A 14,404-nucleotide genomic window follows, 5' to 3' on the forward strand; every position below is an offset into this window, starting at 1 on the left:
GGCCGGACGTGTGGGCGGGTCGAGCACAGGTGCTGCCGACGGGGAGGGCATGCGGTCAGGGGAACAGGGCGCGGGCCGCGCGCAGGGCCGAGTCGTGGCCCGACGCGAACTCCTCCTCGGTGTAGACGGGGACGGCGATGTCCGGGGTGATGCCGGCGCCGTCGAAACTTCGGCCGTCGCTCGTGACGTAGCGCTCGTTGGGGAGCCCGAACGTCCAGCCGTTGGGGAGGGTGCGCTCCAGGACGTCCGAGAAGACGCCCTGGGTGGGCGCGCCGATCCGCACGGGGTGGGGGGAGCGCCCCATCAGCGCCATGGTGAGGCTCTCGGCCGCGCTCATCGTCCCGCTGCTGGTCAGGACGGCGATCGGGCCGCTGTACCGGGACCCGCCGGCCGGACGCACCTCGATCGGCTGCGGGCGGGTGAAGCGGTCGGCGTCGTGCGGATCGTCGCGTCCCTGCTTGGCGTAGGCGAGGTAGGGCCGGTCGGTGAGACGGGCGGCGAGTTGCAGGCCCAGCCGGTCCGAGCCGCCACCGTTCAGCCGGAGGTCGAGCACCAGGCCGCGCAGGGCGTGCGGTCCGCAGGTCCGCTCGGGGGTGAACACCGCATCCAGCACCCGGGACAGTTCTGCGCTGTCGTCGGTGTGGTCGTCGGCCTCGGTGTAGTGCTGGAAGGAGCCGATGCGCAGGTACCCGATCCGGTCGGACTCCGCGTACCCGATCCGCCCGCCGGCGAACTCCGTCTCGGCCGTGCCGAGCTCGTCGGCCGTGAGCCCGGCCGCCCGCGGTCCGAAGGCCGGATCGGTGACCGGCAGGGTGCCGGGCCTCGGCTGCCAGACGCCGCCCGCCGCACCCGCGACGACGCCGACGTGCGCGTCGCCGAGCGGGCGCAGCAGGTCGCCGAGGACGGCGAGCAGCTCGGAGTCGGTGGAGCGCTCGCTCAGCCGGGCGCGCTGGTGCTCGCCGGCCACCACCCAGTCGACGCCCTTGGCGGCGAAGAACGGGTAGTTCTCGGCGAAGGTCGTCCAGACGATGTCGAAGGCGGCGAGCGGGTCGTGGGGCGGGGTGGCCCGGTGACAGGCGGGCGGGAGTGCGGGGAGGCGGTGCAGGTGGATGTCGGTCACGTCCGCAGCGGCGTTCCACACCGCCTCGCCCGGTCGGCCGCCCGGTCGGATCGTCAGCTCCGGCCTGCCGTCGACCAGGAAGCGCACGGCGCCCGCGCCGTCCGGCCCGCCCTCCTGGTCGGCGGTGATCAGCCCGGGGAGGCAGCCCGCCGCCGAGAGGTCGTAGGTGAGGAGCCGGCCGTGGTCGACGGTGACGACCCGGCCGTAGCCGTCCGTCTGCCACACGCCCTCCCAGCGCGAACGCGGGGCCGCGCCCACGGCGTTCGTGGCGCCGGCGGCCGTGCAGCCGACTCCCATGAGGACGGCGAGCGCCGCCGTCACCGCCGCTCCACGGCGCGCAGTTGCCCGTCGCCCGTCGCTCCGTCGGCCTGCGCCCGGCCGCGCGACCGTCGACTGCCCTGCGCTCCGCTGTGCTGTCCTCCGCTGTGCTGCCATCGGATCGGCCTCCCTCGTGCGCGGCCCGCCCGTGATCGGGCCGACCTTCCGCACACCATGCTGGACGAGCACGAACCGCCGCACGATCCTGCAGGCCACCCAGTTCACCCTGGTGCTCACCCCACCCCGCTACCTGTACCCAGCACCCCACCCGGACAGCTCAGCTGACGCACCGTGGGCTCCACCGGAGCCCCCGGGCAGGACCCACACCCGCGTGCGCGCTACGCCGGTCGGGCCGAACCGTCGTCGCCCCGCGCGGTGATCGGCGCCGCGGGCCGATCGGCGGCCTAGGGTGGTCGGGTCGGCGGGGTCGGCGGGTCTCCGTACGGACTCCGGAGGGCTGGGAGAGGAGCGCCGCCATGAGCACCGGAATGCGCGAGGTGCTGGACGAGGTCCGGCGTGAGCTCGCGCTCGGCGACCGGGAGAACCGGCTGGTGGCGGCCGTGGCGGCCGGCGAAGCGCCGCGCGAGGTGCTGGGCGGGCTCGCGGTCCAGCAGTACCGGATCATCGCCAGCGACCGGCGGAGCATGCTGATCCTGGCGGCGCGCTGCGCCGACAACCCGGCCGGAGGGTACTTCGCCGGGCTCGCCGCCGGTGAGAGCACGGCACTGCGCGCGCTGGACGAGTTCAGCCGGCGCTGCGGGCTGACACCGGAGGAGGCGAAGGCGCGGGCTCCGCTGGCGGGCTGTCAGGCGTACCCGGCGTACCTGGCCTGGCTGGCGCTCAACGCCGACCCGGCGGGCGTGGTGCTGGCGCTGTCGGCGAACTTCGCCGCCTGGGGCGCCTACTGCGGGACGGTCGCGGAGGGGCTCCGACGCCACTACGGCTTCGACGACGCCGCCTGCGCCTTCTTCGACTTCTTCGCCGAGCCCGATCCCACCGCGGACGATGCGGCGGTGGCCGTTCTGGAGGCCCTGACGCCCGATGCCGCCGCGATCGAGCAGGCTCGCGAGTACGGGGGCATGCTCCAGTCCTACGAGCTGATGTTCTGGAACACGCTGGCCGACCACGACTCCGACCGAAATGCGGACCGGAGTCCGGACCGGCCGAACCCCTGAGCCGACGGCCTCCCGGTCCGGTCAGGCCGGGTCCAGCGCCGCCCAGCGGTCGCGGGCGGCCACCAGGTGCGGGCCCTCCCGCCAGCGGGGCGGGAGCCGGAGGGCGAGCCCGCGGAACCCGCGGGCCTGGACGGTGGCGAGCAGGTCGGTGGCGGGCCCGACCGGCAGGCCGTACATCCGGCGCGCCCAGGGCGGCAGCAGTCCGGCGGCGCAGCCGACCAGGCCGCCCCACAGCGGGCGGGCCGGGGTGGCGAGCAGCGCCCAGCCGTGCAGGGGCGGCACGAACGCGAAGTGGAAGGCGTCGCGGGCGGCGGGGGTGAGCAGCAGGCGGCCGCGCATCCACGCGGTGTAGGAGTCGAGTTCGGCGACACTCCGCGGCACCGGACGGCCGGCGGGAACGCCGACCAGACGGGCCACCCGTACCTGCTCGGCCACGTAGCGGTCGGCCTGCCGGTCGGTCAGGGCGAGTCCGCTGCGGCGGGCGACCTCGAGGAAGGAGCCGATCTCGCAGCAGTGCACCCAGGTCAGGAGTTCCGGGTCGTCGGCGCGGTACGGGCGGCCGGTGACCGGGTCGATGCCGCGGACCTGCCGGTGCACGGTGCGCACCCGGTCGACCACCGCGCGGACCTCCTCGCCGGTGCCGTACGTGGTGGCGCCGATGAAGGAGGCGGTGCGGTAGAGGCGGCCCCACGGGTCCTTGCGGAAGGCGGAGTGCTGGGCGACGCCGGCCATCGCGAGCGGGTGAAGGGCCTGGAGGAGGAGGGCGCGCAGGCCGCCGAGCAGCATGGACGGGTCGGCGTGGACGGTCCAGGACACCGCACCGGGCCCGAACAGCCCCTCCTCGGGGACGACGGGCGCGTCGTCGGGCGGGTCGTCGGGCGGCTCGGGAGTCGAGGTGTCGTGGCGGGTCATACCGCACCTCCGGCCTGGTCGGTCGGTCCGGTCTCCAGCGTGCACCGGCCGGCAGGCGGCGCGCCAGCTCGCAGCGTTCCTGCAGCGGACCACTGGATCACCGCACCGGCGGACCGGGCGGTCTACGGCACGCGCGGATGCCAGGCGGGGTCGCGTCCGGTGAGGGCGAGCAGGCGGGTACGGGTGTCGGCGGCGGCGTCGACCGGGATGCCGGGAGCGAATCGGCCGCTGGCGGCGAGTCCGCCGTAGCGCCGGAATTCGGTGAACGCGAATTCCACGGCGGCCGGGGATATTCGGCCGGGATCGTCGAGGGCACGGGCGAGGTCCCAGGCGTGGACGACGGTTTCGGCGATCAGCTCGGCGGCGAATCCGCCGGCGTCGCGCAGCCCGTACGGTGGGCGGATCTGGGCGTCGAGGGCGCCGGGTTCGGCGAGGGCGCGGGTGGCGCTGCGCACGGCCATCTCCCAGACGCCGACCGGGTTGACGCCGAGGACGTCCCCGTCGAAGCGGCGGCCGACCTGCTCGGGGGTGTAGCCCGCGAGCAGTTGGCACACCCACAGGTGCTGGGCGGTGACGTGGTTGACCAGGTCCCGGACGGTCCAGGCGTCGCAGGGGGTGGGCGCCCGCCAGCCGTCGGCGGGAACGTGGGAGAGCAGCCGCCCGAACTCCCGGACGGCAGCGCCGTACTCGATCCGGACCGCCGCATGGAAACCGGGTTCGTGTGGACACTCCATGGCGGGGTCCTCCGTTCACCTTGAGAATTCCCAGTGAACAGAACAGAAAGACAAAATGCCAGGCACGGACCGTGGCCGCCCGATTCCGCTGCGGCGGACGAACCCGAACGGGACGGCGGATTGCCGAGCCGGGCGGGCGAGTTCACCGGATCCGGCACCGGGCTGCTGACGGTCCGTCCGCCAACGGCGCACGGACATCGGCTCTTCCGTCCGACGAGCCGACCGGACTACTCTCCGGTAACAACCTTTCGCCCGACGTTCCGCACCGCCCGAGGAGCACCATGCCCGCCTCCGCCGACCGTTCCGCCCGCCTGCTCAGCGGACTGCTGCTCGGCGCCGGGGTGGCGCACTTCGCGGCGCCGCGCCCGTTCGACGCGATCGTCCCCCGCGCCCTCCCCGGCTCGCCGCGCGCCTGGACGTACCTGAGCGGTGCGGCCGAGCTGGCCGTGGGCGCGGCGATCGCCCTGCCGCGCACCCGCCGGGCCGGAGCCCTCGCCGCCGCGGGGCTATTCGCCGCGGTCTTCCCGGCCAACGTGAAGATGGCGTACGACTGGCGCCACCGGCCGGCCCCGCTTCGGGCCGCGGCGCTCGCCCGGCTGCCGCTGCAGGCCCCGCTGGTGGCGTGGGCCCTGCGGGTGCGCCGCAACGGCTGACCCGCAGGTCGGAGCACCTGGCGGGGGTGCTCCGGCGGTGGGCGCCCGGCGCGAGCCGGACGAGAGGGCCCAGGGTCCGTCTTCAAACCCCCGTCGTCCGCCCGAAGGGCGGGCCCGGCGGCGTCTGGGTGCGTGCATCGCAAGGCGGAGGAGGGAGTCCGTGCGGAGCATCGGCGACCGACGACAACGCGGCGAGGTGCGTGCCCAGGCGCCGCCGGGCAGGCGGGGGTTTGACGACGGACCCTAGCTTCCGCGCGGGTACGTCCGGATGATCTGGCCCTTCGGGTCCGCCATCAGGTAGCCGCTGCCGTGGTCGCTGTTCAGGTAGACCCGGATGGTCGGCTGACCGTCGGTGGAGAAGTCGCCGTCCACGATGACGTAGCGGCTCGTCGGGTTGGGGACGTTAAGGGTCTCCGCGGCCTTCTGGAGCAGCCCGGGCAGCACGTCCCAGTTGAAGAGCTGCAGGTCGAAGACCATGTCGCTGGAGCCGTACGTGCCGCCGAAGTGCTCCTCCTTGGTGGCCTTGCCGCCCCGGTAGTCCCAGGTGTCGTAGTCCTTCGGGTCGGCGGCGGTGGGCGCCTTCGCGCTGGCGTACTCGGGGTAGACGGTGAGGTCCGACGCCTTGGTGCTGCCGTTCGCGCTGCGCAGCGCCTCGACCACGGCCCGCATCCCGGCCGGGGTGAGCAGGTCGAGCTTGGCCGCCGAGTTTCCGGCCGCCTTGGGCGTGGCGCTCCCGGCTGCGGTCGGGTTCGCACCACCGGAGGCACCGCCAGCGGCACCGGAGCCGCCCGCCGCGCCGACGCCGCTGTCCGAACCGGGGCTGCGGGTGGTGCCCGCGTTGTAGCCGCCGCCGTTGCCGCTGCCCTGGTTGAGCTGCCAGGCGACGCCGCCCGAGGCGACGAGGACGGCCGCGGCCAGGACGATCAGCCCGGTCCGGCGCGGGTTGGCGGGCTTGTTGCCGGGAAGCGCGCCGGGCAGCGCGCCGTGCGGTGCGGTGGGCGCGCCCGGGGCACCCCAGGCTCCGCCCGCGGCGGGCGGGTAGGCGCCGCCGGGGTGCATCGGCCCGGCCGGGTTCATCGGCCCGGTCTGGGCGTACGGCGCAGCGCCGCCCCAGCCGCCGGTCGGTCCGGTGGCGGCGGTCGGCGGGGCGCCTCCCCACGGCGCGGGGGTGTGGCCGCCGGTCGGGACGGCGTCCTGCGGGGTGGGCCATCCCGGCCGGCTCCCCGGGAAGGGGGTGCCGGAGCCGCCCGCGTCCGGGAACGGCGTCCCCGCAGCGGCCACGGCTCCGGCAGCAGCGCTGCCGCCGCCGGGCCGCAGCGAGTCGCGCTCGGTCGCGGCGTACGACGTGGCCGCACCGGTCTCGGCGGCGGCCAGCAGCCGGTCGAGCTCGTCGGCGCCGGGTCGGGCGGCCGGGTCGCGCTGCAGCAGGCGGGCGAGCGCCATGCCGAGGAGGCCGGAGCGGATGGGCGGCGGCACCGGCTCGTCGAGGACGGCGGCCAGGGTCGCGAAGGTGGTGGCGCGGCGCAGCGGGTGGTGGCCCTCGACGGCGACGTAGAGCGTCATGCCCAGCGACCAGAAGTCGGAGGCGGGGTTGCCCTCCTGGCCGCGGATGCGCTCGGGGGCGATGTACTCGGGCGAGCCGATCAGCGAGCCTGTGGCGGTGAGGCTGGTGGCCTCCTGCATGGCGGCGATGCCGAAGTCGGTGAGGACGGGCGAGCCGTCGAGCCGCAGCAGGACGTTGCCGGGCTTGACGTCGCGGTGGTGGATGCCGGCGGCGTGCGCGGCGCGCAGGGCGGCGAGGACGCCGCGGCCGATCCTGGCCGCCTCGGTGACGGGGAGCGGGCCCTGGTCCAGGCGGTCGGCGAGCGAGCCGCCGGGGACGAGTTCCATCACCAGCCAGGGGTGCGGGAGTTCGGCGTTGTCCACGATGTGGTGGATGGTGGCGACGTTGGGGTGCTGGAGGCGGGCCAGGGCCCGGGCCTCGCGCAGCACGCGTTCGCGCAGCTCGTAGGCGGCGGCCGGGTCGGCGGCCAGCATGGCCGGGTCCGGCGGGCGGACCTCCTTGAGTGCGACCTCGCGGTGCAGTGCGGTGTCGCGGGCGCGCCAGACCACGCCCATGCCGCCGCCGCCGAGGCGCTGCAGGAGTTCGAACCGCCCGTCGATGAGCCGGTCAGTCGGCCCCCCAGATTCCATGGCGGTCATCGTAGGAGACGACGCGGACAGCACCGCGCCCCGCCCGGGGTGCGGGCGGGGCGGGGCGGGTGGTCGGTGGACGTACCGTCCGCGCCGGTCAGGCGGTCAGTTCGGGGGCGGACGGAGTGGCCGCGGCCGCGACGGGCTCGCCGTCCTGCGGGCCGGCTTCCGTCTCGCCCTGCGGGCGGGCGTGCCGGGGCAGCAGGAAGACCGCGGCGAAGACGACCACCAGCATGGCGATCTCGACGCCGAGGGTGAACTGTTCGGCCTTGATGAAGTCGGTGGTCTTGATCCGCTCGAAGAAGACCGTGCCGAGGATCGCGGTGCCGAGCGCGGCGCCCAGCTGCTGGACCGAGGTGAGGGTGCCGGAGGCGGAGCCGGTCTCGTGCGGCTCGACCGAGGCGAGCACGGTGTCGAAGAACGGCGCCATCACCAGGCCCATGCCGAAGCCGGTGACGGCCAGGGCCGGGATCAGCTCCCAGGGGGTGACCCCGGTGCCGGCGAGCTGGAGGGTGACGATCAGGCCGCCGACGCCGAGCAGCATCACGATCAGGCCGGCGTGCATCACCTTGCGGCCGAAGCGCTGCAGGCCCTGCGAGAGGACGAAGGCGACGACCATGCCGATCGAGGACGGGATGCCGGCCAGGCCCGCCTTGAACGGCGAGTAGTGCAGGCCGAGCTGGGTGTAGAGGCTGAAGGTCAGCCAGAAGCCGGTCATCGCGGAGAAGAACATCAGGCCGAGGACCATGCCGCCGCTGAAGCCGCGCTTGGCGAACAGGCTGGGCTCCACCAGCGGGTCGCCGCCGGTACGGCTGCGCCGGCTCTCGTACCAGCCGAAGAAGCCGAACACCGCGACCGACAGGGCGATCAGGCCGAAGGCCCAGGCCGGCCAGTCGTGCTCGCGGCCCTGCACCAGCGGGTAGATCATCAGCGCCGAGCCCACGGCGGCGAGCAGCGCGCCGACCAGGTCCAGACGGACGGCCCGGGCGCTCTTCCACTCGGGGAGGAAGGCCAGGCCGCCGGCGATGGCGAACAGGCCGAGCGGGATGTTGATCAGGAAGATCATCCGCCAGCCGGCGCCGAACAGGTCGGCGTCGACCAGCCAGCCGGCCAGGATCGGGCCGCCGACCGTGGACAGGCCCATCACCGGGCCGAACATGCCGAACGCGGTGGCCTGCTCCTTCTCGGAGAAGATCTCCTTGAGGATGCCGAGGCCCTGCGGCAGCATGACGGCGCCGAGCAGGCCCTGGAAGGCCCGGGCGGCGATCAGCTGGCCGGGCTCCTGGGCGAGGCCGCAGGCAATCGAGCCGAGGGTGAAGCCGACCGCACCGATCAGGTACATCCGGCGGCGGCCGAAGATGTCGCCGAGGCGGCCGCCGGTGATCAGGCCGATCGCCATGGCGAGGGTGTACGCCGCGCCCAGCCACTGGATGGTGGACTCACCGCCGCCGATGTCCGAGCGGATGGCGGGGGCGGCGATGTTGGTGACCAGGGAGTCGAGGAGGTCCATGACCTCCGCGGCGAGGATCACGAACAGCGCGACCCATCGCCACTTGTACGGGGTGTCGGACACCGGAATGCTCCTGAGATGCGAACGAACAGCGTTTACTGCGACGAACACTGTTCTACGCGACGAGCAGCGTTCTGTCAAACAGTGTTCGGCTGTCCGAACACTGTTCGCCGGAGGTACGATGTTCGCCGACGGATGATCACTGAAAGCAGGTGGGCCCATGTCCTCGGCGATGCCCGAGATCCCCTGGCACAAGGCGCGCAAGGCCGATCCCCGGCAGCCGCTCAGCCGGGACGTGATCGTCGAGACCGGCATCCGGATCCTCGACGCCGAGGGTCTCGGCGGCGTCACCATGAGACGGGTAGCCCAGGAGCTCGGTACCGGCCCGGCCTCCCTCTACGCGCACGTCTCCAACAAGGACGAGCTCTGCGAGCTGATGCTGGAGCGGATCACCGGCGAGGTCGTGCTGCCCGAGCGGGCCGAGCCCGAGCGCTGGAAGGAGCAGGTGACCGAGGTCTGCCTGGCCGCCCAGCGGGTCTTCACCGCCCACCGGGACATCACCCTGGTCTCGCTCGGCTCCGTCCCCATCGGCCCCAACCAGCTACGGGTGACCGAGTTCCTGTTCGACCTGCTGCTGCGCGCCGGGGTGCCGGCCCAGGTGGCCGCGTGGGCGCTCGACGCGCTCGGCCAGCTGATCGACACCGACGCCTACGAGGCCTCGCTCTACGTCAACCGGATCAGCGGCGGCACCGACATCGACGCGTACTTCGAGAGCATCAAGGACTACCTCTCCCGCCTGCCCGCCGACCGGTTCCCCCGCATGTCGAGCCTGGCCGAGACGCTCATCTCGGGCGACGGCGACCAGCGCTTCCTGTTCAAGGTGGACGTCCTGCTGCGCGGCCTGGAGACCTACATCCCCCAAGGCCCCACCAGAGAGTAGGGATTGACGGACGCTCGGGGCAGGTCTATACCAGTGGGCAGTCACGTCCACCCCGGCCTGGTCCCCGACCGCGGACCGCCCGCGCACCCCCATGTCCCGTGCGGGCGGACGCGTCCTCGCCGCTTCCTCGAGAGGTCCGTCGATGGAACGCGCACTGCCCCCACCGTCCGCCGTCACCCCGCCCGGCGCCGCCCCGGCGCCCACCCACCGGCGCCGGCGCCGCCGCTCCACGGCGGCCGCCGCGCTGGCCGCCCTCGGACTGCTGGCCGGCGCCGTGGCCGCCGTCGACGCCGGCCAGGCGTCCGCCGCGACCGATGCGCTCGGTTCGAACTGGTACGCCTCCGCCCCCTACCTCATGCCCGAGGACAACAACCCACCCGACCCCGCCGCCGTCATGGACGCCACCGGCCAGAAGGCCTTCCAACTCGCCTTCATCCTCGACCAGGGCGGCTGCACCCCCGCCTGGGGCGGCACCTCCCCCATCGACACCGACACCACCATGCCCGCCGTCATCCAGAAGATCCGCACCAAGGGCGGCGACGTCTCCGTCTCCGTCGGCGGCTACGGCGGCACCAAACTCGGCCAGACCTGCGGCACCCCCGAAGCCACCGCCGCCGGCTACCAGAAAGTCATCACCAAGTACAACCTCAAAGCCCTCGACTTCGACCTCGAAGAACCCGAATACGAGAACACCGCCGCCATCCACAACGAAATCGGCGCCGCCAAAATCCTCCAACACAACAACCCCGGCCTCTACATCTCCATCACCACCGCCGGCACCAACGCCGGCACCGGCTGGTTCGGCACCCAGATGCTCAACGAGGCCAAGACCCAGGGCTTCACCCCCGACAACTACTCCATCATGCCCTTCGACGGCGGCTTCAACAGCGCCACCGCCCAGACCGACGCCCTCACCAAGTTCAACCAGATCCTCCAGACCACCTTCGGCTGGAACGAGACCACCGCCTACGCCCACGAAGGCGTCTCCCTCATGAACGGCCGCACCGACGCCGCCGAGTACTTCCACCAGAACGACTTCCAGACCCTCCTCGACTACGCCACCACCCACAAACTCGCCCGCTACACCTACTGGTCCGTCAACCGCGACCGCCAATGCACCGGCACCGTCGACCCCGGACTCTCCGGCTCCTGCTCCAGCGTCACCCAGAACGACTGGGACTTCACCAAATACACCGTCAAATTCGCCGGAGCCACCCCACCCACCACACCCCCCACCACCCAACCGCCCACCAGCCAGCCGCCGGGCAGTTGCACCGACCCGGCGTGGAGCGCCACCACCACGTACGTGGCGGGCAACAAGGTCTCGTACAGCGGCCACAAGTACCACGCCAAGTGGTGGACGCTGAACGAGAACCCGGCGAGCAGCGGGCAGTGGGGCCCCTGGGCCGACGACGGCCCCTGCTGAGCACCCACGGCCCGACCACCCGACGGCGCCGGCCCGTCCCCGCAGCCACCGCGGGGACGGGCCGGTCCCGGTTCCGGAGCGGCCCCACCGCGTGGGGACGCCGGGTCAGGCGTTCAGCGCCGACCAGAGCCAGGCGCCGCCGACCCGGACGTACAGCCGCCGGTTGGCGGTGTCGACCGCCATGGTGCCGTCCAGCGGCGGGCGGGTGAAGGAGGCGTCGGTGACCGGTCCGGCCACCAGGCGCAACGGCGGGTTGGGCTCGTTCCTGGTGGGCACGGTGCCGCCGGCCTGGCTGCCGGTGCTGCCGTGGCAGTTCTCGATCAGGAAGTCGCCGGCGCTGGGCTCGAAGTAGAGGTGGCTGCCGGTGGGCCTGGTGCCGTAGATGCCGACCACGTCGCGCAGGACGGCGGTCGAGCCCGGGCCGGAGTAGAGGTCGACGCCCGAGTTGACGGTGGCGGAGCCGCCGTTGGCGATGAGCACGTTCTCCAGCGAACTGGCGGTGGCGGCCCAGGCGATGATGTTCTGCGCCTTCTGGTAGTTCTGGGCGAAGCCGCCGGCGAAGGCGTAGATGTTGGCGGCGTGGACGTGCTTGCAGTTGGCGTCGGTCTTCAGGTGCGGGCCGCCCTGCATCGCGGAGGTCTCGAACTTGCAGTCCGTGAGGTAGATGCCGTTGGGGTTGTTCCACTTGCCGGGGATCTGGGCGCCCTGGGTGATCCACAGCGCGCCGGTGCCGAAGTTCTCCCAGCGGCAACCGATGAAGTGGATCTGGTTGGTGTTGTCCTCGCTGTAGCCGTACGCCCCGCTGGTGGCGGTGGCGGAGTTGCGCAGCCAGACGTTGGGCTGGTCAGGGCTGTCCGGGGTGCCGGTGCACGACTCGACGACCAGGTTGTAGAACCGGGAGTCCCAGAACTCCACGCCGTCCACGCACAGGTCGCGGTTGCTGGTCAGGTAGACGTCGCGGACGTAGGTGTTGTCGTTGTAGTACAGCTCCAGCAGCAGACCGGTGCGGTTGTTGCCGTTGAGGCCGAGGTCCTGGACCGCGCAGTAGCGGCGGTGGGTGGCGCCGGTGCGGTCGGTGCCGGGGCCGGAGATCCGCAGCAGGATGCCGTCGCCGCGCTTGACCAGCGTGGACGCCTTGCTGCCGGCCCCGACCAGGCGCACCCCGTTGCCGCCGACGGTCAGCGCGGGCGCCCCGGCGGTCGGGCTGACCGGGTACGTCCCGGCGGGGAAGTAGACCGTCCCGCCGGCCTTGGCGGCGTCGTCGATGGCGCGCTGGACGGCGGCGGTGTCGTCCTGGACGCCGTCGCCGGCCGCGCCGTACAGCTTGACGTCGAACCAGTCCGGTCCGCCGGTGGCCGCCGCTGCCTGCTGTGCGCCCGCGACCGTCGCCGCGGCCGCCCCGGCCAGTCCGGCGACCGCTCCGGTGAACAGTGCCCGGCGGCGCGTGCCGTTCGCGGATCCCCCCGTGGTGGTCATGACGTGTACCTCTCCCCGTGTCGGACGGCGGCGCGGCTCTGACGCCGCGTCACTGCGGCCAAGATCGTAGCGCCGGGCGGCGGCTCCGGCCGGTTCCGGTGGTCCGGGTCAGCCGCCGGTGACCCCGTCGATGTGCTGGCGCAGCAGGTCGGCGTGGCCGTTGTGGCGGGCGTACTCGGTGATCATGTGCAGGTACAGCAGCCGCAGCGAGTACGCGTCACCGGCGTGGGTGAAGGTGTCCTGACCGGACCGCCGTGCCCGCCAGGTGATTCACCTGTTGCTACGATCACCGCGAGCCGTGACTGGCGCGCAGGGATGGATTCGACCATCGGGAAGCGGCTCCGTGACCTGTCACGCTGTCGCCGTGCGCCTGGGCCGTCCGTTCCGTCATGCACCGCCATGATCCGTGAGGAGACCGCCTTGGCCGCCCCGTCCGCCGTTCCCGGCCCCGTCCCGTCCGCCGTTCCCGGCCCCACCCCCTCCGCCGCGCCGTCGCCGGCGCCGCACACGGCCGCGAGCGCCGCCGCCGACACCGCCTTCCGTTCCGCGCTGGACGTGGTCCGCGCCGTCGAGCCGCGGGTCGCGGACGCGATCGGCGCCGAGATCGAGGACCAGCGGGCCTCGCTCAAGCTGATCGCCAGCGAGAACTACGCCTCCCCGGCCGTGCTGCTCGCCATGGGCAACTGGCTGAGCGACAAGTACGCCGAGGGCACGGTCGGCCGCCGCTTCTACGCGGGCTGCCGCAACGTGGACACCGTCGAGGCGCTGGCCGCCGAGCACGCCCGCGAACTGTTCGGCGCGGACCACGCGTACGTGCAGCCGCACTCGGGCATCGACGCCAACCTGACCGCGTTCTGGGCGGTGCTCTCGCAGCGGGTGGAGAGCCCGGCGCTGGCGCGGGCGGGCGTGCGCAACGTCAACGACCTGACCGAGCAGGACTGGGCCGAGCTGCGCCGCGACCTCGGCAACCAGCGGATGCTCGGCATGTCGCTCGACGCGGGCGGCCACCTCACCCACGGCTTCCGGCCCAACATCTCCGGCAAGATGTTCGAACAGCGCAGCTACGGCACCGACCCGGCGACCGGACTGCTGGACTACGACGCGATCCGGGCGGCGGCCCGGGAGTTCCGCCCGCTGATCCTGGTCGCCGGCTACTCCGCCTACCCGCGCCGGGTGAACTTCCGTCTGATGCGGGAGATCGCGGACGAGGTCGGCGCCACCCTCATGGTCGACATGGCGCACTTCGCGGGCCTGGTCGCGGGCAAGGTGCTCACCGGTGACTTCGACCCGGTGGCGCACGCCCAGATCGTCACCACCACCACGCACAAGTCGCTGCGCGGCCCGCGCGGCGGCATGGTGCTGTGCAACGAGGAGCTCGCCGAGCACGTCGACCGCGGCTGCCCGCTGGTCCTCGGCGGGCCGCCGTCGCACGTGATGGCCGCCAAGGCGGTCGCCTTCGCGGAGGCCCGCCGCCCCGAGTTCCGCCAGTACGCGCAGCAGGTGGTGGACAACGCGCAGGCGCTGGCCGAGGGCCTGCTGCGGCGTGGCACCCGGCTGGTCACCGGCGGCACGGACAACCACCTGGTGCTCGCCGACGTCTCCGGCCACGGCCTCACCGGGCGGCAGGCCGAGGCGGCGCTGCTGGACTCCGGGGTGGTCACCAACCGCAACGCCGTCCCGCAGGACCCGAACGGTGCCTGGTACACCTCCGGCGTGCGGATCGGCACCCCCGCGCTCACCACCCGCGGGCTCGGCACCGCCGAGATGGACGAGATCGCCGACCTGATCGACACCGTGCTGCGGGCCACCGCCCCCGCCACGACCGCCGACGGTCGCCCGTCCAAGGCCCAGTACCGCCTGGACGCGGGCGTCCGCGAGGCGGTCACCAAGCGGGCCGCCGAGCTGCTCGCCGGCTTCCCGCTGTACCCGGGCGTCGACCTGGTCTGA

At 73.3% G+C, this 14,404-nt stretch carries 11 protein-coding genes, 1 pseudogene and 1 riboswitch; of the genes and pseudogenes, 5 read left to right on the forward strand and 7 right to left on the reverse strand.

The annotated features are described in order from the left end of the window. Positions 1-55: 55 nt before the first annotated feature. Entirely contained in the window at positions 56-1,441 is a 1,386-nt protein-coding gene (locus tag FHR36_RS21775) for a S41 family peptidase (RefSeq protein ID WP_253799844.1), read from the reverse strand. A gap of 473 nt (positions 1,442-1,914) precedes the next feature. Between FHR36_RS21775 and FHR36_RS21780 the strand changes: the two genes are divergently transcribed. Next, positions 1,915-2,613 (forward strand): thiaminase II/PqqC family protein, encoded by a 699-nt coding sequence (locus FHR36_RS21780; RefSeq protein WP_253799845.1) that lies wholly within the window; start codon positions 1,915-1,917, stop codon positions 2,611-2,613. Positions 2,614-2,634: 21 nt separating this feature from the next. Here the strand turns inward: FHR36_RS21780 and FHR36_RS21785 are convergent, their stop codons facing one another. Both FHR36_RS21785 and FHR36_RS21790 read right to left on the reverse strand, forming a co-directional pair. Continuing rightward, the gene (locus FHR36_RS21785) at positions 2,635-3,525 is read right to left on the reverse strand and encodes an oxygenase MpaB family protein (RefSeq protein WP_253799846.1); all 891 of its coding nucleotides are present in this window, start codon (positions 3,523-3,525) and stop codon (positions 2,635-2,637) included. 122 nt (positions 3,526-3,647) lie between these two features. Next, positions 3,648-4,259: a TIGR03086 family metal-binding protein gene (locus tag FHR36_RS21790; RefSeq protein ID WP_253799847.1), complete on the reverse strand. Its 612-nt coding sequence runs from the start codon at positions 4,257-4,259 to the stop codon at positions 3,648-3,650. Between the two features lie 281 nt (positions 4,260-4,540). Here FHR36_RS21790 and FHR36_RS21795 point away from each other — a divergent pair, with 281 nt between their 5' ends. Further along, entirely contained in the window at positions 4,541-4,912 is a 372-nt protein-coding gene (locus tag FHR36_RS21795) for a DoxX family protein (protein WP_253799848.1), read from the forward strand. Positions 4,913-5,155: 243 nt separating this feature from the next. Here the strand turns inward: FHR36_RS21795 and FHR36_RS21800 are convergent, their stop codons facing one another. Together FHR36_RS21800 and FHR36_RS21805 are read right to left on the reverse strand one after the other, a co-directional pair. Further along, positions 5,156-7,105, reverse strand: a complete 1,950-nt coding sequence (locus FHR36_RS21800) for a serine/threonine-protein kinase (RefSeq protein ID WP_253799849.1) — start codon at positions 7,103-7,105, stop codon at positions 5,156-5,158. 97 nt (positions 7,106-7,202) lie between these two features. Continuing rightward, positions 7,203-8,678 (reverse strand): MFS transporter, encoded by a 1,476-nt coding sequence (locus FHR36_RS21805; protein ID WP_253799850.1) that lies wholly within the window; start codon positions 8,676-8,678, stop codon positions 7,203-7,205. 157 nt (positions 8,679-8,835) lie between these two features. Between FHR36_RS21805 and FHR36_RS21810 the strand changes: the two genes are divergently transcribed. Next, positions 8,836-9,555 (forward strand): TetR/AcrR family transcriptional regulator, encoded by a 720-nt coding sequence (locus FHR36_RS21810; protein WP_253799851.1) that lies wholly within the window; start codon positions 8,836-8,838, stop codon positions 9,553-9,555. A gap of 142 nt (positions 9,556-9,697) precedes the next feature. Then, on the forward strand, positions 9,698-10,981 hold the full coding sequence (locus FHR36_RS21815) for a carbohydrate-binding protein (protein WP_253799852.1): 1,284 nt from the start codon (positions 9,698-9,700) through the stop codon (positions 10,979-10,981). 105 nt (positions 10,982-11,086) lie between these two features. Here the strand turns inward: FHR36_RS21815 and FHR36_RS21820 are convergent, their stop codons facing one another. Continuing rightward, positions 11,087-12,457: a glycosyl hydrolase family 28-related protein gene (locus tag FHR36_RS21820; RefSeq protein WP_301330518.1), complete on the reverse strand. Its 1,371-nt coding sequence runs from the start codon at positions 12,455-12,457 to the stop codon at positions 11,087-11,089. Between the two features lie 108 nt (positions 12,458-12,565). Continuing rightward, a pseudogene (locus FHR36_RS21825) lies at positions 12,566-12,715 on the reverse strand (mycothiol transferase); the annotation flags it as partial. A 30-nt stretch (positions 12,716-12,745) separates the two neighbouring features. Beyond that, positions 12,746-12,840: riboswitch (ZMP/ZTP riboswitch) on the forward strand. A 37-nt stretch (positions 12,841-12,877) separates the two neighbouring features. On the opposite strand from FHR36_RS21825, the gene FHR36_RS21830 reads away from it, so the two are divergent. Continuing rightward, positions 12,878-14,404: a glycine hydroxymethyltransferase gene (locus tag FHR36_RS21830; protein WP_301330519.1), complete on the forward strand. Its 1,527-nt coding sequence runs from the start codon at positions 12,878-12,880 to the stop codon at positions 14,402-14,404.

Origin of the sequence: Kitasatospora cinereorecta (genome assembly GCF_024172095.1) — a bacterium.
GTDB classification, from domain to species: domain Bacteria; phylum Actinomycetota; class Actinomycetes; order Streptomycetales; family Streptomycetaceae; genus Kitasatospora; species Kitasatospora cinereorecta.